We start from the raw sequence: 21,865 nt of genomic DNA on the forward strand, positions 1-21,865 counted from the left end.
CGACCCCCCTCATGAGTGCTCTCACCACAGCGCCGCGTCGCGCCGGGTCCCCCTCCGCGGGGATCCGGCGCGGCGAGGCCGCCGCCGGCTGGCTCTTCACCGCCCCCGTGCTGATCATCCTGGGCGTGTTCCTGCTCGTCCCCGTGCTGATGGCGTTGTGGGTGAGCTTCTCTGACTGGACCGGACGCGGCAGTCCCTTCTCCCCGAGCGTCGGCTTCGTCGGCCTCGATAACTACGCCGCCGTCACCACCGGCGGCGGGCTCGCCGAGCGCGACTTCGGCACGGCCCTGCGCAACAACGCCTGGTACGTGCTGCTGGTCGTCCCCCTGCAGACGGCCCTCTCGCTCTTCCTCGCGGTGCTCGTCAACCGCGCGGTCCTGCGGGGTCGCGGCCTCTTCCGCACCGCCTTCTACTTCCCCTCCGTGACCAGCTCGGTCGCCATCACGGTGCTGTGGCTCTTCCTCTTCTCGGCATCCGGTGCCGTCAACGAGGTGCTGTCGTGGCTGGGCATCAACGGCCCCAACTGGTTCAGCGACCCCTCGGGCGTCGTGCACAACCTGCTCGCCGCGGTCGGCGTCACCAGCGGTCCCGCCGTCCTCACCGGCAACACGATGCTGGGCGTGTCGTGGTGGGACTGGCTCGCCGGACCCTCGGTGGCGATGTCGGCGTTCATCCTCATGGCGGTGTTCACGACCTCGGGCACCTTCATGCTCCTGTTCATCGCGGGCCTGCAGAACATCGGCGCCGACGTGCAGGAGGCCGCGATGATGGACGGCGCGAACGGCTGGCAGCGCTTCTGGCGCGTGACCCTGCCGCAGCTCAAGCCCGTGCTCTTCACCGTGCTGACGCTCGGGCTCATCGGCACCTGGCAGGTGTTCGACCAGATCTACACCGGAACCCAGGGCGGCCCCGGAAAGACCACCCTCACCCCGGCCTACCTCAGCTACTCGTCGGCGTTCCTCTCGCAGCAGTGGGGCCAGGGCGCGGCGATCGCGTTCGTGCTGTTCGTCATCATCGTCGCGCTGACGATCCTGCAGCGCTTCGTGCTGCGCGATCGCCCGGTCTCGCGACGTCGCATCCGCCAGTACGAGGTGCGCGCACAGAAGGGGGTCACGCGATGACCGCCACGGCCTCCCCGCAGACGACCGTCCTCGCCGAGCAGCGCGTCGACGGCCCCACGCGCCCCGCGAAGCACCGCATGTCGGCCAAGACCCTGCGCTGGCAGATCGGCCTGTACGTGCTGCTGCTCGTGCTCGCCCTCGTCTACATCTATCCGTTCCTCGTGCAGGTGGCGACGTCGTTCAAGACGGATGCCGCGGCCGCGGCCGACCCGATCTCGCTCGTGCCGCAGCCCTTCACGTGGGCGGCCTACGAGCGGCTGTTCCTGAACTCGGACTTCCCGGTGTGGTTCGGCAACTCCGTCGTGGTGACGGTGTTCGTCACCCTCGGCCGGGTGTTCTTCAACTCCCTCGCCGGATACGCGCTCGCGCGCCTGCAGTTCCGCGGACGCGGCATCGTGTTCGCCGGCCTCGTCGCGGTCATGGCCGTGCCGGCCGTGGTGCTGCTGATCCCGAAGTTCCTCGTGATCAACCAGCTGGGCATGTACGACTCCTACGCGGGCATGATCCTGCCCCTCCTCGTGGATGCCGCGGGCGTGTTCATCATGAAGAACTTCTTCGAGTCGATCCCGCCGTCCGTCGAGGAGCAGGCCCGCATCGACGGAGCGGGCACCTTCCGCGTGTTCTGGTCGGTCGTGCTTCCGATGGCGCGACCCGCGCTGATCACGATCGTGATCCTGTCGTTCCAGGGCTCGTGGAACGAGCTCAGCCACTTCGTCATCTCCACCCAGTCGCCCGAGCTGACCACCCTGACCAAGGGCGTGGCGTCCCTCGCGAGCGGTCAGCTCAGCCAGGGCAGCCAATTCCCCCTCAAACTCGCGGCCGCGGCCCTGATGACGATCCCGGTCGCCGTGGTGTTCTTCATCTTCCAGCGCCGCATCATGAACGCCAGCGAAGGAGCCGTCAAAGAATGACCACCGCCCCCACCACCTCGCCGAACGGGACGACCACCGAGACCATGCCCCTGCAACCCCTGCTCAACGACGCCCTCATCGTGCTGCGCGCGCCGACCCAGGCGTGGTCCGACGGCTCGGGCGACATGGGCGCCGCCGCCGTCCACGGCGTCTACCACGGCGACGTCCGCCACGTCGCCTCGCTCGTCGCGTCGTGCGACGAGTCGCCCATCGAGTGGATCTCGACCGCGCCCGACGGCGCCTCGCGCGTGGTCTTCGGCGGCATCCTGCGCGGCGTCGACGACTCGACCCCCGACCCCAAGGTGCGCCTGCTGCGCGACCGCCGAGTCGACGACGGCGTCGTGAGCGAGGCGTGGACCGTCGCCTCGCGCGTCGACCGTCCCGTCCGGGCCACGCTGCGACTGCGCCTCACCCCCGAGTTCGCCCAGCTGCACGAGGTGAAGTCGGGCCACGCGCGGCCCCGGCCCGCCCGGATCCATGTCGAGGGCGACACCGCCCGCGTCGACGCCGGCCCGCAGGGGCTCGAGCTGGCCGCCCCGGGTGCCCTCGTGGCATCCGGGGCCGACGGGGTCGACGCGGCGTGGAGCATCGAGATCCCCGCGCTCGGCGAGGTCACCGTCGGCTGGACGCTGAGCCTGCGCGACGACACCCTCGTCGTGGGCTCGGCCACCGCCCCCGCGCGATGGGATGCCGCGGCGGTCGCCGCGCGCTCCTCCGACCCGCGGCTCGCTCGGTGGCTGCGCACGGCGCTCGACGACCTCGACGCGCTGCGGCTCGTGCTCCCCGAGCACCCCCGCGACGAATTCTTCGCCGCAGGAGCGCCCTGGTTCTTCACCCTCTTCGGCCGCGACTCGATCTGGGCGGCGCGCCTGACCCTCCCCCTCGACCGCGAGATCGCGGCATCCACCCTCCGTGTGCTCGCGCGCCTGCAGGGAGCCGACGACGACGCGCAGACCGCGCAGGAACCCGGCAAGATCCTCCACGAGCTGCGCGCCTCGGCGCTCGAGATCCCCGGCGAGGGCATCGTGCTGCCGCCGAAGTACTACGGCAGCGTCGACTCGACCCCCCTGTGGATCTGCCTTCTCGCCGACGCGTGGCGCGCCGGCATGCCCGACGAGGAGGTGCGCGAACTCCTCCCGGCGCTCCGCGGAGCCCTCGGCTGGATCCGCGACAGCGGCGACAGCGACGGCGACGGCTTCCTCGACTACATCGACCGCCTCGGGACGGGCCTGTCGAACCAGGGGTGGAAGGACTCCGGCGACTCGATCCAGTGGCGCGACGGCCGCCTCGCCGAGGGACCCATCGCCCTGTGCGAGGTGCAGGCGTACGCGTACGAGGCCGCCCGGGCCGGAGCCGACCTGCTCGCGGAGTTCGGAGAGGCGACGGATGCCGACGACGTCGCGTTCTGGCGCGCCTGGGCCGCCGACCTCAAGCGCCGCTTCGCCGAGACGTACTGGGTCGAGACGCCCGAGGGCCGCTACCCCGCCGTCGCCCTCGACCGCGAGAAGCGTCCCGTCGACACGCTGACCAGCAACATCGGGCACCTGCTCGGCACCGGCATCCTCTCCCCCGACGAGGAGGCGCACATCGCCGACCTGCTGCTCGGCGAGAGCATGTCGAGCGGGTACGGCATCCGCACGATGTCGACGGGAGCCGCCGGATACTGGCCGGTGTCGTACCACGGCGGCAGCGTCTGGGTGCACGACACCGCGATCGCCGCGCACGGCATGCTCCGTGCGGGACTCGCCGCTCCGGCGCGATCGGTCGTCGAGGGGCTGCTGGATGCCGCGGAGGGCTTCGCCTACCGCGTGCCCGAGCTGCACTCCGGCGACCCGCGCTCCCACTCGTCGGTGCCCACCCCGTATCCGGCCGCCTGCCGCCCGCAGGCGTGGTCGGCGGCGGCCGCGGTGGTGTGCCTGACGGCGCTCACGCCCTCCCCCCAGGCGTGAGCCGCCGGGCGGCGCCCCGCGTGCGGCGCCGCCCGGCCCTTCCTCGCTGCGCCGGGGCGCCCCTCGTCCCCAAAAGCGCGGCGCCTGTCCCACTTATCGCCGGTGACGCACCGCCCGACCCACCAAAACTGGGACGAGGTCGTCAACGCACCCCTCGTCCCCAAAGTCGCGGTGCATGTCCCACTTATCGCCGGTTACGCACCGCCCGACCCACCAGAAGTGGGACGAGGTCGGCGACGCGCGCCCTCGTCCCCAAAAGCGCGGCGCCTGTCCCACTTATCGCCGGTGACGCACCGCCCGACCCACCAAAACTGGGACGAGTCAAGCGAGGGCGGCCCCGCGCCGCACCACGCGAAGGCCGCCGCCCTCAGGCGACGCGCTCGACCGTCCCGCCGGTCACCCGCACGAGCTCGTTGAACGTCAGCGGGAACACCGTGTGCGGCGTCCCCCCGGCGGCCCAGATCTCATCGAACGCCGCGAGATCCTCGTCGACGACGGTCGTGAGCGCCGCGGGGTGCCCGGTCGGCGCGACTCCCCCGATCGGCTGGCCGGTCGCGGCGAGCACCTGTTCCGGCGTCGCCCGGCGGATCGCCCCGCGCCCGAGCCGCTCCGCCAGCGCCGCCGTGTCGACGCGGTGCGCTCCGCTGGTCATGACCAGCAGCGGCTCGTCGTCGCTCCAGAACACCAGGCTGTTGGCGATCGCGCCCACCTCGACACCCAGGGCCGCAGCGGCCAGGGCGGCCGTGGACGCGGCATCCGGGAGCACGATGATCTCGCCGGGGATGCCGGCGGCCTCCAGCGACGCGGCGACGAGACGGCTCCGAACGGGAAGGGCGTCAACCATGCCCGACAGCCTACGACGGCCCCCGCGGGCGCCCCGCCCGCGTCGATCCCCCGCGAGAGCACACGATCGGCGTGACCCGACACCTTCCGCACCGTCGCGCGCATGTGATCTCGCGCCGATCGTGTGATCTCGGCGAACGAGACCGCGCCGGCGTCGCGCGCGACGGCGTCTCGCGACAGAATGGAGGGTGGATGCCGCAACGCCGCGGCTCCGGAACGTGCCGCCCACAAGGCGGCCGACGACAAGGAACGCGATGACCAACGCCCTGCCCCTGCCCGACTTCGCCCACGAGCGCGTGGAGGTGATGACGGGACACCGCAGCGGCCTCTTCATCGCCGTCGCCCTTCACTCCTCGGTGCTCGGCTCCGCCCTCGGCGGCGCCCGGCTGTGGACCTATCCCTCGTGGACCGACGCTCTCGGCGATGCCCTGCGCCTGTCCGCGGCCATGACCCTGAAGAACGCCGCCGCCGGCCTCGACGCGGGCGGTGGCAAGAGCGTCATCGGTCTGCCCCCGGGCACCGTGCTCGACGCCGACCGCCGCCGCGCCGCCTTCCTCGACCTGGGCGATGCCGTTGAGAGCCTCGGTGGCCTATACCGCACGGCCGAAGACGTGGGCTCGACCACCGACGACATGCTCGTCGTGAGCGAGCGCACCGCGCACGTGGTCGGGCTCCCCGACACCGTCGGAGGCTCGGGCGAGCCCGCCGGCCCCACGAGCCTCGGCGTCTACGCCTCGCTCATCGCGACCCTCGAGCGCGCCGTGGGCACCAACGACGTCACCGGGCGCCGCATCACGATCGCCGGTCTCGGTCAGGTGGGAAGCCGCCTCGCCGAGCGTCTCGCGACCGAGGGGGCGATCCTCACCGTCACCGACGTCAACCCCGCCAAGCGCGAGCTGGCCGCCGAACTGGGCGCCGCCTGGGTCGAGCCGGGCGAGGCCCACCTGGTCCCCGCCGACGTGTTCGTGCCCGCCGGCATCGGCGGCGTTCTCACCGACGCGGTGATCGACGCCCTCGACGCGCGCGCGGTCTGCGGCCCCGCCAACAACCCGCTGGCCGAACGCTCCGGCGCCGAACGGCTCGCGCAGCGCGGCATCCTCTACGCACCCGACTTCGTCGTCAACGCCGGTGGAGTGATCTACCTCGACCTCGTCGCCAAGCAGCGCGGAACGCTCGAGCAGATCATGGGCCGCGTGGCCGACATCGGCGACACCGTACGCCGCATCTTCGATGAGGCCGCGTCGCGCGGCGTCACCCCGCTCGCCGCCGCCGAGGGGCTCGCCGCCGAGCGTCTCGCCGTCGGCGCGGGCGAGAACGCGCTCGTCTGACACGCCCGGGACGCAGAGAGCCGGATGCCGTCGTCACGGCATCCGGCTCTTCTCATGCGCGTCAGTGCGCGGCGTCGTACGCGGCCAGAACGGCGGCCGATATCCGCCCGCGGGTATTGATGGAATATCCGTTCTTCTCCGCCCAGGATCGGACGTTGACGAGATCCCTCGTGGGCGCCGGTCGACCGCGCGGGGCTTTTCGCGCCGGTCCGGCGGAGAATCCCACCGCGCGACCCGCCGAAATGAAGGGCGAGAACGCGTCGCGCATCTTCTTCGCATTCTCTTCGGACAGGTCGATCTCGTACGAACGGCCGTCGAGCGAGAAGTTCACCGTCTTTCCGTCATCGATGACCACGCCATCGAGATCATCGATCAGCTGAGTGATGTGCTTTTTCGCCATGGGGCGATCGTAGGACGGTGAATCATCCCGTCCCGGGGAGAAGGATTGCGAATTCACCCGCTCCTTCGTCAGCTTTCACCGTCCGAGAACATCGCGGGTCGACTCTCGACCGCGACGATGCGGTGATCCTCGTCATGCGTGAGCTCGGTCCGACGGAATTCCTCGTCGTCGGGGAGCCGCAACTGAAGTCGCGAATAGGCGGTGACGCGCAGCCGACCGCGACGCACGCGCACATCGAGCACGTGGCCGCCGACCTCGCGGTCGTCGCTGAGGAAATGCAGGTGCAGACCCGCGACCGTGATGCCCTGATAGATCGCCGGCATCCAGAACCCCACGAGCGACCCCGCGCGGTCGATCGTCTCGGTCTCGATCTGCTCCGCGGCGACCTCCGCCAGCGGACGGAACGGCGGGAGCTCGCGACGCGTCACCCGCGTGCGCACCCGCGTCATCACGCCGTCCAGACGCACGGCGTGGAAGAAGTTCCGGCTGGCCAGTCGCTCGGCGACGAGGGCGTCGAGACCCGCGAAATCGACCTCTCCGACCGTGGTCGACGGGCCGGAGCCGAGCGTGCAGATGTCGACGAACGGAAGGGTCTCCTCCTCCGACATCCGCCGCGGCGGGCCGTCGGGGGTGCATTCGAAGGGCACGCCGTCGATCAGGACGACTTCTCCGCCCAACCCTTCGCAGCACCCGATACCGGTGTCGCCGAGCGCGGCGAGGGAGGAAACCGGGATGCCACTCGAATAGACACCGCCGAGAAGAGCGTCGAGTACGGCGAATTGCGTCACCGCACTCGACGCGATGTCGGCCGTCGTCGCGCGGGCCGATTCCTCCGGAGTGATATCAGGAATTGGCGTCCGCGTAGGCGTCGAGGATCGACGCGGGAACGCGACCGCGGTCGCTCACCGTGTGTCCATTGGCGCGAGCCCATTCGCGGACGGCACCGAGATCGACGTCGTTCGCGCGTCGCGGCGAACGCGAACGACGCGCGGTGGAGGCGCCCCGGGAAACCGAACGAGCGGCATCCACGAAAGGCGCGATCGCCGAATAGAACTTGTCGGCGTTGCGGTCGGAAAGGTCGATCTCATAAGCGCGGCCTTCGACCGAGAAGGTGATCTGCTTTCCCTGTCCGTCTTCGAGGACGGTTCCGTCGAGATCGTCGACGAGGTGGGTGATGTGCTTCATAGCCATAATACGAAAAACAATACACCGCCATTCGATGAATTACCCGCATGACTATTCGTGTGATATCTCGCGCGCGGCCGGTCGAGGGGGTGGTGGTCACGGCGCTCCCGGGGGGCTATCCTCCGGGGGTGGTGTTCGCTCCCCGGACATCGCCCGAGACAGAGATCCGTCGAGACAGGGAAGCGTCGCGTGAGCCTTTTCCGTACCAAGTCGGTGGAGCAGTCCATCGCCGACACCGATGAGCCGGAGTTCCGGCTCAAGAAGTCCCTCAGCGCGGTCGATCTGACCGTCTTCGGCGTCGGCGTCGTGATCGGCGCGGGCATCTTCACCCTCACCGGTCGCGCCGCCCACGACGTCGCCGGACCCGCCGTCGTCATCAGCTTCATCATCGCCGCGATCGCGTGCGGCCTCGCGGCAATGTGCTACGCGGAGTTCGCCTCGACCGTCCCGGTCTCGGGCTCGGCGTACACGTTCTCGTACGCCTCCCTCGGCGAACTGTTCGCCTGGATCATCGGGTGGGACCTCATCCTCGAGATGTTCCTGGGCGCGAGCGTCGTGGCCCAGGGGTGGAGCGCCTATCTGGGCACGTTCCTCGAGCAGATCGGCATCACCCTCCCCGCCGCGATCTCGTACGGCGGAGTCGTCGACCTGCCGGCGATCCTGCTCGTCCTCGTGCTCGGCGGGTTGATGACCCTCGGCATCAAGGAGTCGCTGCGCGTCAACCTCGTGCTCGTGGCCGTGAAGCTGTTCATCGTGCTGTTCGTGATCATCGCGGGCATCATGTTCATCAACCCGGCCAACTACAGCCCCTTCGTGCCCGACTCGGTGCCCACCGAATCGGCCTCCGGCCTCACGCAGCCGCTGCTGCAGTTCCTCTCCGGACTCGAGCCCGCGACCTTCGGCGTCGGCGGCATCCTCGCGGGTGCGGCCCTGGTGTTCTTCGCCTACATCGGCTTCGACGTGGTGGCCACCACCGCCGAGGAGACCAAGCGGCCCCAGCGCGACCTGCCGATCGGCATCATCGCGTCGCTCGTGATCTGCACGATCCTCTACTGCGCCGTCGCGGTCGTGGTGACCGGCATGGTCCCCTACTCCGACCTCAACCCGTCGGCGGCCCTCGCGAACGCGTTCGCCTTCCACGGGCAGACCTGGATGGCCACGGTCATCGCCGCCGGCGCGGTGGCGGGTCTGACGACCGTCGTGCTGACGCTGCTCATCGGTGCCACGCGCATCATCTTCGCGATGTCGCGCGACCGCCTGCTTCCCGGCGGTCTCGCCAAGGTGCACCCGCGCTTCCGCACCCCCTGGGTCATCTCGATCATCGTCACGGTCATCGTGGCGATCGTCGCCGGGCTCACCCCCATCGGCGTCCTCGAAGAGATGGTCAACATCGGCACGCTGTCGGCGTTCGTGCTCGTCTCGATCGGCGTGATCGTGCTGCGGCGCAAGCGTCCCGACCTCAAGCGCGGCTTCCGCGTGCCGTTCAGCCCGGTGCTGCCGATCCTGTCGGCCCTCATCTGCACCTACCTGATGCTCAATCTCTCGGTCGAGACCTGGCTGCGCTTCCTCATCTGGCTCGCTCTCGGTTTCGCGATCTATTTCGCCTACTCGCGCAGCCACGCGCGACTGGCCACCGGCGCCCCGCTCGATCCGACGACCCCGCGCGTGGTGGCCCCGCCGAAGGACTGACCCCTCGCCCCGCGGATGCCGCGGCCCCCGTCTCGAACGGTCGGGCCGCGGCATCCGTCGTTCTCCGCCGCGGGGAGGACGACGGATGCCGCGCGCGTCATCCCCGAGGATGATTTCCCGCTCGCGGCGGCCGAACCGGCCGTCGTCGCGACGTGCACCCCCCTAGGGTGGGGATGTTCGATGACGACGATTTCCGTTCCGGGGGGTTTCATGGGGATCGCACGCACGTGGGTCTTTCCGATTCTGCGTATCCTTCTCGTCGCCGTGGTGGCGGCGGCCTTGATCAAGCTGGCGTTCTTCCCCGATCGCCCCGTCGATGCGTCTCCCGCGATGCCGACGGGCAGCATCGTGGAACCGACGACGGTCGCGGCCCTGGGCACCATCACCAACGACGTCGTCGTCTCGGCCACCGTGGCCGCCGACCCGGCCGTGGCGATGAAGTCGACCGCCGCGGGCACCGTGAACAAGATCTTCATCGCGCAGGGCGCGACGGTCGCCCAGGGCGACGTGGTCTTCGACGTCAAGGTCCCGATCGAGCGCGATCCCGCCGACAGCGTGGATGCCGAGGGCAAACCCAAGCCGGCGATCTTCCGCTATCAGGACGTCACGGCGCCGGCGGGCGGCATCCTGAGTTCGCTCTCGGTCATCTCGGGCCAGGAGGTCACGATCGGGATGGCGGCGGGTGCGGTGGCTCCACCGACCTTCTCGGTGAGCGGGACCCTCGAGCCGGCGCAGCAGTACCGCCTGCTCGACCGGCCCACCGAGGCGACGGTGACGATCACCGGCGGTCCCGCCGCCTTCACGTGCGGCAACCTGCGCATCACCACTCCCCTCGCCGGCAGCGGCGGTGACGCGTCCGAGAGCTCGTCCGCCGCGGGCGGAGCGGCCGGCGGGTCGGGGGGTGCGGGCTCCGGCTCGGGCACGACGGCGACCTGCACCGTTCCGTCGGACGTGACGGTGTTCTCGGGACTGGCCGCCGAGATGACCATCGCCGGCGGGCGGGCCGAGAACGTGCTCGTCGTCCCCACGACCGCCGTGCGCGGCGCCGCCCAGAGCGGCACCGTGTGGATCATGAACGCCGACGGCACGACCGAGGAGCGTCCGGTGGCGCTCGGCCTGACCGACGGCACCCAGGTGCAGATCACGCAGGGGGTGGCCGAGGGCGATCAGCTCCTGGAGTTCGCGCCCGGGGCGATGGCGCCGGCGAACGACGGCTGCACGACCTATCCGGACGGGTCGATGTACTGCGAAGCGGCCACGGCCGGATGAGCCTGCTCTCGCTGCGCGAGGTCACCCGCACGGTGATCCCGCAGGACCAGCCCGCCCTGACGATCCTCAACGGGATCGACCTGCAGATCGAACCCGGCGACCACGTGTCGATCGTGGGGCGGTCGGGCTCGGGCAAGTCGACCCTGCTGAACATGCTCGGTCTGCTCGATCTGCCCACCAGCGGCGAGATCCTCTTCGACGACCGCCCCGTGCGGTCGTACTCGGCGGCGCAGCGCGACCGCCTGCGCGGCGCCGCGATCGGGTTCGTCTTCCAGCAGTTCAACCTGCTGCCGGGGCGCACGGCGCTCGAGAACGTCACGATGCCGCTGCTGTACGCATCGGGGCGCACGTTCTGGCGCCGCACGAAGATCGCGACCGAGATGCTCGCGCTCGTCGGCCTCGAGCACCGCCTGCACAGCATGCCCGATCGTCTGTCGGGCGGCGAGCAGCAGCGCGTCGCGATCGCGCGGTCCCTCGTGCGAGGGCCGCGGCTGATCCTGGCCGACGAGCCGACGGGCGCCCTCGACCTCGACACCGGGCAGAGCGTCATGGAGCTCATCGACGAGGTCGCCGAGCGGACCGGCGCCGCGCAGGTGATCATCACTCACGACCCGACCATCGCCCGGCGCGCGCGCCGTCATTTCCGCCTCGACCGCGGCGTGCTGACGCCCGTCGACGATCCGTCCCTCGAGCCGCTCACGCGTCGCGACCGGCGCGAGATGGCCCCCGCGTCGGCGTCGGCGGATGCCGCGACCGCGGCCGACGACGGGCTCGCTCTTCTGAATCTCGGCGGGGCCACCGCGACCCTCGAGGACGAGGACCGCCCGGCGGACCCCGCTGATCGCGAGCGGGAGGGTCAGGACTGATGGGCGCCGTCACTTCGATGGTCGGAGCCCTCCTCGAGGCGTGGCAGGAGGTGCGGGTGCACCGCACGCGCGTGCTGCTGTCGCTCGTGGGCGTCGCCGTCGCGGTGTGCTCCCTCACCACGGTGGTCGCCCTCGGCGCGATCGTGCAGCAGGCCACCCAGGAGCTGAGCGAACGGCAGTCCGGGCGCCCGGCGAGCCTGTCGGTCTCGGCCTACCGCACCGACGGCGGTGAGCTCACGGCGCCCCAGATCGACGTGGCCTGGAACGAGGTCGTCGAGCGCTACGGCATCACGTACGCCAGCCGCACGCTCCCGCTCCAGCAGGCCGTCCCCTTCCCCGACGGCATCGTGCAGGTCGCGACCCAGGCGGTCGATCAGCCCTACGGCGAGATGCACCGCGTGCAGATGAGCGAGGGCGAGTGGTTCACCGATCTCGACGCCCAGCAGCTCGCGCCGCGCATCATCGTGAGCGAGATCTTCTGGGACCGCATGGGCCGCCCTCCGCTCGAGACTCACCCAGTCGTCGCGCTCGGCGGGCAGGGCGTGCCCAACGCCGCGTCCGGGATCCCCTCCGGCGGGGTGCGCGCCGTCGTCGTGGGGGTGACCCCGGTGGCATCGTGGGAGACCGAACCCACCATGTTCATGCTCAACGACCAGCTGCAGGCGATGCAGAAGGCGACGGCCGGGGAACGCGGCGAGGCCGCGGCCTCGCCGAACGATCCCTACGGCGGGCCGAGCATGCCGCAGTACGAGATGTGGGTCCCGCCCGAGATCGCCGACCAGCTCACCGAGGTCGTCAAGCGCGACCTGCGCGCGGCTCTTGGCACCGGTGTCGAGGTGACCGCCGACCGGCGCGACTGGGCCACCTACGGCGACGACCCGTTCCTCGTGACGAAGATGGTCGTCATCGGCATCGCCGTGCTCGTGCTGCTGCTCGGAGCGTTGGGCCTGGTGAACATCGCCCTCGTGACCGTCAAGCAGCGCGTGCGCGAGATCGGCATCCGTCGGAGCTTCGGGGCGACGGCCAGCCGCGTCTTCTTCGCCGTCATGCTCGAGAGCGTCGTCGCCACGGTCGTCGCGGGGGCCGCGGGGGTGATCGTGTCGATCCTCGTCGTGCAGTCCCCCATCGTGCGCGAGGTCATCGGCCAGGGCATGGTCACGGACTTCCCGCCGTTCCCGGTGGACGCCGCCGTCACCGGCCTCGTCGCCGCGACGGTGGTCGGGGCGATCGCCGGTCTGCTCCCGGCCCTGGTCGCCGTCCGCGTCAAGGTCATCGACGCCATCCGGTACTGACGAGCAGCATCCGACGCATATCCGTGGGCGATCGCCCGCAGAGAGAGGTTCGAGAACGTGACCGATTCTTCCCGTGAGACCCCGGCGGCGGTGCCGCCGACCGTGCTTCCGGATGCCGTGGTCCCCGCGTCGACGGGCGACGGACCGCCCGCGATGCGACTCGCCGGACTCGTGAAGCGCTTCGGAGAGAAGACCGCGGTCGCCGGTCTCGATCTGACCGTGCCGACCGGGTCGTTCTACGGACTCGTCGGACCGAACGGCGCGGGCAAGACCACGACGCTGTCGATGGCCACGGGCCTGCTGCGCCCCGATGCCGGGAGCGCCCTCATCTACGGCGTCGACGTGTGGGCGCAGCCCGTCGAGGCGAAGCGCCTCATCGGCAACCTCGCCGACGGCGTGCGCCTGTTCGATCGGCTCACCGGCGAGCAGCTGGTGACCTACACCGGCATGATGTTCGGTCTGGATCGCGACGAGGTCGCCTCGCGCACGGCCGACCTCCTGCGCATCATGGACCTCGGCGAGGCCGCCGGCACCCCCGTCGTCGACTACTCGGCGGGCATGACGAAGAAGGTCGCGCTGGCGTGCGCCCTGGTGCACGCGCCCCGTCTGCTCGTTCTCGACGAGCCCTTCGAGTCGGTCGACCCCGTGTCGGCGGCGAACATCGAGGACATCCTGCGCGGGTACACCGCGTCGGGCGGCACGGTCATCGTCTCGAGCCACTCGATGGACCTGGTCCAGCGCATGTGCGATCACGTCGCCGTCATCGCGCAGGGCCGGCTCCTGGCATCCGGGACCGTCGACGAGGTGCGGGGCACGCAGACCCTGCAGGATCGCTTCGTCGACCTCGTGGGCGGCCGCCACCACTCGGAGGGGCCGCAGTGGTTGCGACAGTCCTGAGGATCCGCTTCCGCGTGCTGGGCAACACCCTCATGCGGAGTCCGATGCAGCTGGTCGGCTTCATCCTCGGCGTACTCGGGGCGCTCTGGATGCTCCTGCTCGCGGGCGTCGGACTGTTCTTCGTCGGCACCCTCGACTTCGACATCGCGCGCGCCGCCGTGACGGCCGCGGGCGCCCTGCTCACGCTCGGCTGGGTCATCGGACCGGTGTTCGCCGCGGGGATCGACACCACTCTCGACCCGGCCAAGCTCGCCCCCTTCCCCATGACGACGCGGCAGATGATGGTCGCCATCACCGCGGGCGGTCTCACCGGAGTGCCCGGCATCGCCACCTCGCTCGGCGCGCTCGCGACGTTCCTGGTGTGGGTGCGGCAGCCGGTGGCCACGGTCGCCGCGGTGGTGTGCGTGCCCCTCGGGGTGCTCATCTGCGTGGTGGCGTCGCGGGCGGTCGCCGCCCTGGCCGGAGGGCTGGGTGGCGGGCGTCGCACGCGGGAGGTCGTGGGGCTCGTCGGCTTCCTCGCGCTGATCTTCGCGAGTCCGCTCGTGATCGGCATCATGAACGCCCTGCGCGCCGCGACCGATCAGGGCATCCAGCTGCAGAGCATCGTCGAAGCCCTGTCGTGGACGCCGATCGGCGCCGCGTGGGCCGTGCCCGGTGACCTCGCCACGGGGGCGTGGCCCCCGGGCATCCTCCGACTGTTCATCGCCGCGGCCACGCTGGCGCTGCTGTGGTTCTTGTGGTGGCGGAGCCTGTCGGCATCCGTCGTCGCTGCGCCCTCCCGCTCGGTGGCGCGGAGCCGCAGCGGATCCCTCGCGTGGTTCGGCCTCATGCCCTCCACCCCCGTCGGCGCGACGTGGGCGCGATCGCTGACGTCGTGGACGCGGGACATGCGCTACCTTCGGCAACTGCTGATCCTGCCGATCATGCCGGTGTTGATGCTCGTGTACTCCGGTGGCCACACGTCGGGGCCCCTGTTCGCGCTGTCGGGGCTGCTGGTCGGCTTCTTCGCGGGCGTCCTGGCCTACACCGACGTCTCGTACGACGGTACGGCCTTCGCAACGGTGCTGCAGACGGGGATCACCGGGCGAGACGACCGCCTCGGTCGCATGCTGGGCGCGGCGACCGTCAGTGTTCCGCTCGTGCTGATCATCGACATCGGCACCGTCGCCATCGCCGGGCGGTGGGATCTTCTGCCGGCGGTCCTCGGTGCCTCGCTCGCGCTCACCCTGGTCGGCCTCGGTGTCAGCGCCGTCAGCTCCGCGCTCCTCGTGGTCCCCACCCCTGCCCCGGGCGACTCGCCGTTCAAGCGGGTGCCGGGATCGACGTTCTCGATGTTCCTGGCGTTCCTGCTCTGCTGGGGCCTGGTCGCCGTGGTGTCGCTGCCGGCGGTGGTCCCCGCGATCATCTCCACCGCCACGGGCTCCTCGACCGCGGGGTGGCTCGCCCTCGGCATCGGACCCGTCTGGGGCGTCGCGGTCTTCGTGGTCGGCGTCATCGTGGGCGGCCGCGCCTTCGACGCGAGCGCCCCGCGACTGCTCGCCCAACTGCGGACGTTCCAGGGGGCGTGAGGGCCTTCCCCTCTCCCCCGCCCGGGACTAACGTGGGCGCCGATCCGCTCCGTCCGAGAAAGGATGCCGCATGTCGACCTCCCTCGTCGTCTACATCTCGTTCGCCGGTGCCGCCCGAGAGGCGATGACCTTTTACCAGTCGGTCTTCGGCGGCGAGTTGACGATCAACACGTTCTCCGACTTCGGCATCCCCGACGCCCCCGCCGACGGCGTGATGCATTCGGAGTTGCGCGCCGAGGGGTTCACGGTGATGGGTGCCGACGGCTTCGACGAGCCCGCGCAGGGGTGGGGCGCGAGTCGCACGCACGCCGCGTTCATGAGCGACGAGTTCGACCGGGTGCGCGGCTTCTACGATCGCTTCGTCGAACGCGGCGCCGAAGTGAAGCAACCGCTCGAGAAGCAGGTGTGGGGCGACTTCTACGGCGAGGTCGTCGATCCGTGGGGCGTGGCGTGGATGTTCAACGTCGCGGCGCCGGGCGGCTGGGCCGAGGGGGCCGCGGCGGACTGACCCGACCGCGCGATCCCCCGCAGAACTCTCCCTGCCCGTCGGGAGCGAGCGGAGTGGCGCTCAGCCCGCGAACGCCTCGACGCGGGCGACGAAACGCGCCGGGTCGGCAAGGTGGGGGTAGTGGGTCGGTGGCTGCCACGCCTCGTGAACGGCGTGCGGGATGGCATCCTGCAGCCACGCGGCGTACTCGGGACCCGCGTCGAGTCCGGTGATGACGAGGTAGGGCACGTCGGAGGGCACCGCCGTGAGCCGATCCACGAGCGCTGACAGGTCCTCGGGCGAGTCGTCGAGCAGGGGACGCCACATCCCGAGGACGACGTCCTGTTTCGGAGCGCGGATCGCATTCACGCGGTCGAGCTCTGCGGCATCCAATCCTCCCGCCATCTGCGCGAACATGCCGTGGATGAACAGCGGGAACTGCTCGCCGCGCAGCATGGCCTCGGCCTGCTGGATCTGCTGCTGCATCCCGGCCAGGTGCAGTGGCTGGTCGACGTTCACGATCGCGCGCGCGGGGAAGAGCGCTCCGTACGCCGTCGCGACGATGCCGCCCATCGAGTGACCGACGACGATCGGCGGGCCATCGGGCACGAGGCCCTGCTCCTGCAGCCGCACGACGGTGTCGTGGACGTCGGCCGCGAGGGTCGGGATGTCGTAGGGCTCCGCCACCTCCGACGCGCCGTGGCCGCGCACGTCGACGCGGACGACGGTGAAGGATGGCGTGAGATCGACGGGGTCCCAGCTGCGACGGTCCTCGGTGATGCCGTGCACGAGCACGAGGAGCGGACCGGAACCGGAGATGTCATGGGCGAGGATCATGGCGCAGCGCGGCTTTCGTGCTCGAGCGATCGGGGTGAGCGAGAGCCTAGCGGGACAGCTCGCGCCATGGCAGGGCGATCCTGACACGATCCGCACAATCGCCTGACGGACCGGCCACATCCACGACCGACAGTGGACGCATGAGAACCTCTTCCTTCCTCGCCCCGATCGCCGTCACCGCCCTCGCCCTTGCCGCAGCCGTCGCCGTCCCGGCCGCGGCCTCGGCGGCAACCCCGGCGCCCGGCGACTCCGCCCACCCGCGCGTGGATCTGGCCACGGCCCAGTCGCGCGCGACCGACACGGCCACCCACTGGATCGACGCCCTCACCGCGCAGATCTCCCGCACGACCGCCGACACGCACCTCGACGACGCCGACCGCGCGAAGGCCCTCGCCATCGAGAACGACGATCTCGACGGCATCCGCACGCTCCAGACGACGATCGCGGCGGCGACGTCGGTGTCGCAGGTGCGCGACGCCGTGCGGACGGCCGCCGACGCGTACCGCGTGCGGGAGGTCGCCCTGCCCCAGGTGCGCGCCGCCGCGACCGCGGACCGCGTGACCTCGGTGACGCTCCCCCGCCTCGAGGCGGAGCAGAAGAAGCTGTCGGCCGCCCTGACCGCGCACCCCGACAAGAGCACGCCCGCGGCGACCGCCGCTCTCGCCGACCTCGAGACGCAGATCTCGACGGTGCAGTCCGACGTCGACGGCCTCGCCACCGCCGCGCTCGCCCTGTCGCCGGATGCCGTGAAGGCCGACCCGACGGCGCTGTCGCACGTGCACGACCAGCTCGCGGGCGTGCGTACCGCCGTGTCAACCGCCGCGACCGATGCGAAGACGGTCCGCGCCGCCCTGAAGTGAGCACCGGCCGCCCTCACAGCCCGCTGCTGCACAGTCGCCCTACCCTGTGCCCATGACGCAGGACCGCGGCCTCGTAGTGGTCGTCGAAGACGAACCCTCTCTCGCCGACGTCGCCCGCCTCTACCTCGTGGAGGCGGGCTTCGGCGTACACCTTTCGAGGGACGGGACCTCGGGCCTGCTCGACATCACGCGGCTCCGCCCCGTGGCCGCCGTCATCGACATCGGACTCCCCGGGATCGACGGCATCGAGCTCGTCCGGCGCCTGCGCGAGGCGGGCGACTGGACGCCTGCGCTGTTCTCCACCGCCCGCGACGCCGAGGTCGATCGCATCCTGGGGCTCGAGCTCGGCGGCGACGATTACCTCACCAAGCCGGCCTCACCGCGCGAGCTCGTCGCGCGCGTGAAGGCCCTCGTGCGCCGCTCCCGTGTGACGGCGTCGTCGGACCTGCTGACGGTGGGCACCTGCGAACTGGACGCCGTCCGGCGCACCGTTCGCGTCGATGGGCGCCCGGTCGAGCTGACCGCCACGGAGTTCGACCTGCTGGCCCAGCTCATGCGTCGCCCCGGCCAGGTGTTCTCCCGCACGCAGCTGCTGTCGGAGGTGTGGGGCGTGGCGGACTACTCGGGCACCCGCACCGTCGACACCCACATCGCCCAGGTGCGCGCGAAGCTCGGGGCGCCCGACCGCATCCGCACGATCCGCGGCGTCGGCTACGCCATCGACGCGTGAAGGGCCCGCTGCGGCGCATCATCACGCGCACGACGATGCTCGTGGCGGTGGTGGCCGTCGTCGCGACCGCGGCCGCCGCCCTACCCCTCCTGCAGGCCGTCGACGTCTCCGCGGCGCGGGCCGCCGTGGCCACTCAGGCCGACCGTCTCGCCGCGGCCTCCGCCGACGCCCGGAACGCCGTCGTGGCGGGCCTGTCCGCGCTCAGCGACCCCGACGCCCTCGTCGCTCTCGTCGACGCCGACGGGAGCGTCCACGGATCGGCCGCGTCCCTCGTCGACGCGCAGGTGCGCGAGCAGGTCACGGCCGGGGCGGATGTGTCGACCACCGTCCACCGCGACCGCGCCGCCTTCGCCGTGGAGGCGCGCCCCCTCGCCGGTGGGGGTGCGGTGGTCGTCGCGCAGGATCTGCATCGCGTGCGGTCGCTCGGTGTCGACATCCTCGGACGCGTCGGTCTCGCCCTCGCGATCGGATTCGCCGCGGCCGCGGTGGCGGCGCTCATCGCGAGCCGCCGTCTGTCCCGGCCTCTCGCCGGGCTGGCCGCGGCCGCGCGCCGCATCGCCGGGGGCGACCGCCGCATCGTCTTCTCCGCGAGTCCGGTCGACGAGATCCGCGACGTCGAACGCTCGCTCGAGGCGGTCGGCGCCGCGCTCGCCCACTCCGAGTCGCGCCAACGGGAATTCCTGCTCTCCGTCTCCCACGAGCTGCGCACGCCGATGACCGCCATCCGGGGCTACGCCTCGGCGTTGCGCGACGGACTCGTCCCCCCGTCACGTCTGGCCGAGGTCGGGGAGACCCTGGATGCCGAGGCCGCGCGGCTGTCCGCCTTCACCGACGACCTGCTGGCCCTGGCTCGCCTCGAGGCCGACGACTTCCCGATCCGGCCGCGCGACGTCGAGCTGCGCGCTCTGCTCGCGGACGCGGAGGCGGCCTGGAAGGCGGCCGCGGACACCGCCGGTGTCGCGGTGGTCGTCGACGCCGGAGCGGATGCCGCTGTCACCACCGACCCGCTGCGCGTGCGACAAGTGGTGGACGGCCTCGTCGAGAACGCCCTGCGCGTGAGCGCCGCGGGAACCCGCATCCGCCTCGACGTCGTCGCCGACGCGGACGGGGCGGTCATCTCGGTGGCCGACACCGGCCCCGGGCTCTCCGACGACGACCTCGCTCACGCGTTCGAGCGGGGCGTTCTCCGCGACCGCTACCGCGACGTCCGCCGCGTCGGCTCGGGCCTCGGCCTCTCGATCGCGGCACGGCTGACCGAGCGACTGGACGGTCGCATCTCCGCCCACGCGGGCGCTCACGGCGGCACGGTGTTCCGCATCGCGCTCCCGCCCGCGATCCGCGGATCCGAGGCCGCGGGGCCGGAGTGACGACGAAGGCGCCGCCCCCGAGCGGGGTGCGGCGCCTTCGTGGGTGGTGGACCTGAGGGGATTCGAACCCCTGACCTCCTCGATGCGAACGAGGCGCGCTACCAACTGCGCCACAGGCCCGGAAACCTCGTAAACACTATCACGTCACATGCGCGTCACCTGACGCGGACCGTATCCCGGGCGCGCCGCCGCGCGACCGCGAGCGCGGGACAGTGATGGACATGCCGCTGAGCGCATGCCTGTCGAGAGAGGACCTCGCGGCATCCGATCCGTCGATGCGGACGGGGCTCACTCCCCCGACGCGCGACGCGCCAGGAGCCGCTGGACGTGGTTCTCGATCTCGCTGTCGTCGACGTAGCCCATCGTCGCGTACGGAGAGGCGACGGGGGCGGCAGCGGCCGGACGCGCCGTCTCGATCGGCGTGGGAGCCTGCTCGGCCGCGATCTGCCGGGCGGCTTCCTCGCGGGCGGCGGCGCGCAGAGCCTCGCGCGCCAACTGCTCGTCGACCGCCGCGGCGGCACGCGACCCCACCGACGCCACGAGCGGGCGCGGGAGCTCGCGAGGCGTCCAGGTCGGGCGCGGTTCGGGCACGAGGGCGACGTCCTGCACCTCGGCCACCGCGTGGCGCACCGCCACCTCGACCGGGAGCGTCGCGGTGCGGGAGGCGACGACCGAGATCCGACGCAGGACGAGGAGGGATGCCAGCACGACGGCCGCACCGCTGGCGAGGAGCACGGGCGACGCGCCGCCGACGACCTGCACGGCACCGAACCCGAAGGAGATCAGCCCGGCCAGCAGCGCGACGGACACCACGAGACGGAAGCGGCGACGCACCCTCGCGCGACGCGCGGCGGGGACGGCGACGGCCGCGGCCTGGACGGCTCGCGCGCGTTCCACGGCTTCGGCACGCTCGGCACGCGTCTTCTCGAGGGCGGCGGCGCGCTCGGCGCGAGCGACCTCGACTGCCGCGGCGCGCTCGGCGCGCGCCAGCTCGATCGCCGCAGCGCGCTGCTCCTTTACGACGTCGCGGTCGCGGGCGCTCTCGAGCTTCGCGACCTCGAGGCGCGCCTTGGCGGCGGCCAGTTCGGCCTGCGCCTGCTGCGCCTGCACCTGCCGCGCGAGCTTGTGCTGCTGGTGCGCGGTGCGGGCGGTCAGTTCGAGGTGGACCTCGCGCGGCGTCTCGGCGGTCTCGGCGAGCACGCGGAGGGCCTGGTTGAGGCGCACGGCGTTGCGTTCGGCGGAGGTGAACCGGTGCCGGCTCTGCCACGACGGCAGGAGATAGACCAACCACAGCGCGACCGCCACGAAGACGATCACCCCGCCGCTCAGCACCTGGCCACCCATGGGATAAAGGTAGGTCACCGAGAGATCACACCTCGGCATCCTCCCGCGTGTCGTCGCGTCCGATCGGCGGGAATCTGTGCTGGCGCGAGAATGCACGCCCGTGACGAGACGGCGGCATCCTGCGCACGGGTCGACAGCGGGATGCCGTCTCGGTGCGCCCCGGCGCGACACAGGGCGGCACGACGCGATGCGAAGCGGCGGTGCACCCCGGCACAGCACAGGGCGGCATGACGCGGTGCGAAGCAGGACGGCGCGCCGCGCCGCGGCCCCGGTCGGCGCTCGACCGGCCTCAGATGCGGTCGGCCGGCGGGATGCGCGCCGCGTCGGGCGGCACCTGCCCCCGCGACCAGCGGTCGAGCACGCCGTGCGGAACCTCCTCGCGCACGAGGGCGAAGGCGTAGTGGTCGCGCCAGTCGCCGTCGATGTGGATGTACCGGCGACGGAGCCCCTCGTAGCGGAAGCCGAGCTTCTCGACCACGCGCAGGCTCGCGTGGTTCTCGGGGCGGATGCAGATCTCGACCCGGTGCAGATTGAGCTCGGCGAAGCAGACGTCGGTCGCCATCGCCACGCTGACGGTCGTGATGTTGCGACCGGCGAACTCCTCGGCGACCCAGTAGCCGATCGTCGCCGACGCGAGCGAACCCCGGGAGACGCCCCAGACGTTCAACTGCCCGGCGACCTCGTCGTCCCACGCCATCACGAAGGGGACGCCGAGGCCGTCACGGTATTGCTGCAGAAGACGACGGATGCCGAGCCGCATGTCGAACGACACGGGGCCGTCGGGGCTCGTGGCCTCCCACGGGCGCAGCCACGAGCGGTTGTCGATCAGCTGCTGCTGCAGCACTCGCGCATCGCGGTTGCGGATGAGACGGATCGACACCTCGCCGTGCCGCCTCGGGATCGATAGATCCATATCGCCCCG

The 21,865-nt window shown here is 71.4% G+C and carries 21 protein-coding genes and 1 tRNA gene; 14 read left to right on the plus strand and 8 right to left on the minus strand.

All coding sequences use genetic code 11. From position 1 onward, the window contains the following. Window positions 1–11: 11 nt before the first annotated feature. The 3 genes from FB047_RS07405 (at window position 12) to FB047_RS07415 (ending at window position 3,981) form a co-directional block, all read left to right on the plus strand. Window positions 12–1,121 carry a carbohydrate ABC transporter permease gene (locus FB047_RS07405; protein ID WP_136586566.1) on the plus strand — a complete coding sequence of 370 codons (1,110 nt, stop codon included), beginning with the start codon at window positions 12–14 and terminating at the stop codon, window positions 1,119–1,121. Window positions 1,122–1,198: 77 nt separating this feature from the next. Next, complete coding sequence (locus FB047_RS07410) at window positions 1,199–2,032, plus strand: carbohydrate ABC transporter permease (RefSeq protein WP_406600916.1); 834 nt, start codon at window positions 1,199–1,201, stop codon at window positions 2,030–2,032. Beyond that, window positions 2,029–3,981: a glycogen debranching N-terminal domain-containing protein gene (locus FB047_RS07415; RefSeq protein ID WP_136586568.1), complete on the plus strand. Its 1,953-nt coding sequence runs from the start codon at window positions 2,029–2,031 to the stop codon at window positions 3,979–3,981. Before FB047_RS07410 ends, FB047_RS07415 begins: the two co-directional genes overlap by 4 nt. A 367-nt stretch (window positions 3,982–4,348) precedes the next feature. Here FB047_RS07415 and FB047_RS07420 read toward each other — a convergent pair whose 3' ends face one another. Further along, complete coding sequence (locus tag FB047_RS07420; protein WP_136586569.1) at window positions 4,349–4,825, minus strand: YbaK/EbsC family protein; 477 nt, start codon at window positions 4,823–4,825, stop codon at window positions 4,349–4,351. Between the two features lie 253 nt (window positions 4,826–5,078). On the opposite strand from FB047_RS07420, the gene FB047_RS07425 reads away from it, so the two are divergent. Beyond that, window positions 5,079–6,152: a Glu/Leu/Phe/Val dehydrogenase family protein gene (locus FB047_RS07425; protein WP_136586570.1), complete on the plus strand. Its 1,074-nt coding sequence runs from the start codon at window positions 5,079–5,081 to the stop codon at window positions 6,150–6,152. A 61-nt stretch (window positions 6,153–6,213) separates the two neighbouring features. Here FB047_RS07425 and FB047_RS07430 read toward each other — a convergent pair whose 3' ends face one another. The 3 genes from FB047_RS07430 to FB047_RS07440 all read right to left on the minus strand — a co-directional run bounded on the left by FB047_RS07430 (window position 6,214) and on the right by FB047_RS07440 (window position 7,737). Continuing rightward, window positions 6,214–6,552 carry a histone-like nucleoid-structuring protein Lsr2 gene (locus FB047_RS07430; RefSeq protein WP_136586870.1) on the minus strand — a complete coding sequence of 113 codons (339 nt, stop codon included), beginning with the start codon at window positions 6,550–6,552 and terminating at the stop codon, window positions 6,214–6,216. A 68-nt stretch (window positions 6,553–6,620) separates the two neighbouring features. Next, the gene (locus tag FB047_RS07435; protein ID WP_240752666.1) at window positions 6,621–7,340 is read right to left on the minus strand and encodes an acetolactate decarboxylase; all 720 of its coding nucleotides are present in this window, start codon (window positions 7,338–7,340) and stop codon (window positions 6,621–6,623) included. Window positions 7,341–7,395: 55 nt separating this feature from the next. After that, window positions 7,396–7,737 carry a histone-like nucleoid-structuring protein Lsr2 gene (locus FB047_RS07440; protein WP_319801387.1) on the minus strand — a complete coding sequence of 114 codons (342 nt, stop codon included), beginning with the start codon at window positions 7,735–7,737 and terminating at the stop codon, window positions 7,396–7,398. A gap of 189 nt (window positions 7,738–7,926) precedes the next feature. Between FB047_RS07440 and FB047_RS07445 the strand changes: the two genes are divergently transcribed. The 7 genes from FB047_RS07445 to FB047_RS07475 all read left to right on the plus strand — a co-directional run bounded on the left by FB047_RS07445 (window position 7,927) and on the right by FB047_RS07475 (window position 15,826). Continuing rightward, window positions 7,927–9,426, plus strand: a complete 1,500-nt coding sequence (locus tag FB047_RS07445) for an amino acid permease (protein ID WP_136586573.1) — start codon at window positions 7,927–7,929, stop codon at window positions 9,424–9,426. Between the two features lie 264 nt (window positions 9,427–9,690). Further along, the gene (locus FB047_RS07450; RefSeq protein WP_136586574.1) at window positions 9,691–10,695 is read left to right on the plus strand and encodes a permuted SH3 domain-containing protein; all 1,005 of its coding nucleotides are present in this window, start codon (window positions 9,691–9,693) and stop codon (window positions 10,693–10,695) included. After that, a complete protein-coding gene (locus FB047_RS07455) occupies window positions 10,692–11,561 on the plus strand; it encodes an ABC transporter ATP-binding protein (RefSeq protein WP_136586575.1) in 870 nt (289 codons plus the stop codon). Before FB047_RS07450 ends, FB047_RS07455 begins: the two co-directional genes overlap by 4 nt. Then, complete coding sequence (locus FB047_RS07460; RefSeq protein WP_136586576.1) at window positions 11,561–12,853, plus strand: ABC transporter permease; 1,293 nt, start codon at window positions 11,561–11,563, stop codon at window positions 12,851–12,853. The genes FB047_RS07455 and FB047_RS07460 overlap by 1 nt, the downstream gene beginning before the upstream one ends. 153 nt (window positions 12,854–13,006) lie before the next feature. Further along, window positions 13,007–13,750, plus strand: a complete 744-nt coding sequence (locus FB047_RS07465; protein ID WP_136586871.1) for an ABC transporter ATP-binding protein — start codon at window positions 13,007–13,009, stop codon at window positions 13,748–13,750. Continuing rightward, window positions 13,732–15,318 (plus strand): hypothetical protein, encoded by a 1,587-nt coding sequence (locus FB047_RS07470; protein WP_136586577.1) that lies wholly within the window; start codon window positions 13,732–13,734, stop codon window positions 15,316–15,318. Before FB047_RS07465 ends, FB047_RS07470 begins: the two co-directional genes overlap by 19 nt. A gap of 70 nt (window positions 15,319–15,388) precedes the next feature. Continuing rightward, on the plus strand, window positions 15,389–15,826 hold the full coding sequence (locus FB047_RS07475) for a VOC family protein (RefSeq protein WP_136586578.1): 438 nt from the start codon (window positions 15,389–15,391) through the stop codon (window positions 15,824–15,826). 60 nt (window positions 15,827–15,886) lie between these two features. Here FB047_RS07475 and FB047_RS07480 read toward each other — a convergent pair whose 3' ends face one another. Next, window positions 15,887–16,642 carry an alpha/beta fold hydrolase gene (locus tag FB047_RS07480; protein ID WP_167494176.1) on the minus strand — a complete coding sequence of 252 codons (756 nt, stop codon included), beginning with the start codon at window positions 16,640–16,642 and terminating at the stop codon, window positions 15,887–15,889. Window positions 16,643–16,782: 140 nt separating this feature from the next. Between FB047_RS07480 and FB047_RS07485 the strand changes: the two genes are divergently transcribed. The 3 genes from FB047_RS07485 to FB047_RS07495 are packed head-to-tail and all read left to right on the plus strand — an operon-like array spanning window position 16,783 to window position 19,599. Further along, complete coding sequence (locus FB047_RS07485) at window positions 16,783–17,502, plus strand: hypothetical protein (protein WP_136586580.1); 720 nt, start codon at window positions 16,783–16,785, stop codon at window positions 17,500–17,502. Between the two features lie 52 nt (window positions 17,503–17,554). Further along, window positions 17,555–18,232, plus strand: coding sequence for a response regulator transcription factor (locus FB047_RS07490; protein ID WP_136586581.1), 678 nt, complete (start codon window positions 17,555–17,557; stop codon window positions 18,230–18,232). Beyond that, complete coding sequence (locus tag FB047_RS07495; RefSeq protein ID WP_136586582.1) at window positions 18,229–19,599, plus strand: sensor histidine kinase; 1,371 nt, start codon at window positions 18,229–18,231, stop codon at window positions 19,597–19,599. The genes FB047_RS07490 and FB047_RS07495 overlap by 4 nt, the downstream gene beginning before the upstream one ends. Before the next feature lie 44 nt (window positions 19,600–19,643). Here FB047_RS07495 and FB047_RS07500 read toward each other — a convergent pair. From FB047_RS07500 to FB047_RS07510, 3 genes are all read right to left on the minus strand, one after another. Beyond that, window positions 19,644–19,719 (minus strand) — tRNA-Ala (locus FB047_RS07500). A 168-nt stretch (window positions 19,720–19,887) separates the two neighbouring features. Further along, the gene (locus FB047_RS07505; protein ID WP_240752667.1) at window positions 19,888–20,961 is read right to left on the minus strand and encodes a large exoprotein; all 1,074 of its coding nucleotides are present in this window, start codon (window positions 20,959–20,961) and stop codon (window positions 19,888–19,890) included. A 271-nt stretch (window positions 20,962–21,232) separates the two neighbouring features. Continuing rightward, window positions 21,233–21,856 (minus strand): GNAT family N-acetyltransferase, encoded by a 624-nt coding sequence (locus FB047_RS07510; protein WP_136586583.1) that lies wholly within the window; start codon window positions 21,854–21,856, stop codon window positions 21,233–21,235. Window positions 21,857–21,865 lie beyond the last annotated feature (9 nt).

This window comes from Microbacterium hydrothermale (genome assembly GCF_004854025.1).
In the GTDB taxonomy this organism is placed as follows: Bacteria; Actinomycetota; Actinomycetes; order Actinomycetales; family Microbacteriaceae; genus Microbacterium; species Microbacterium hydrothermale.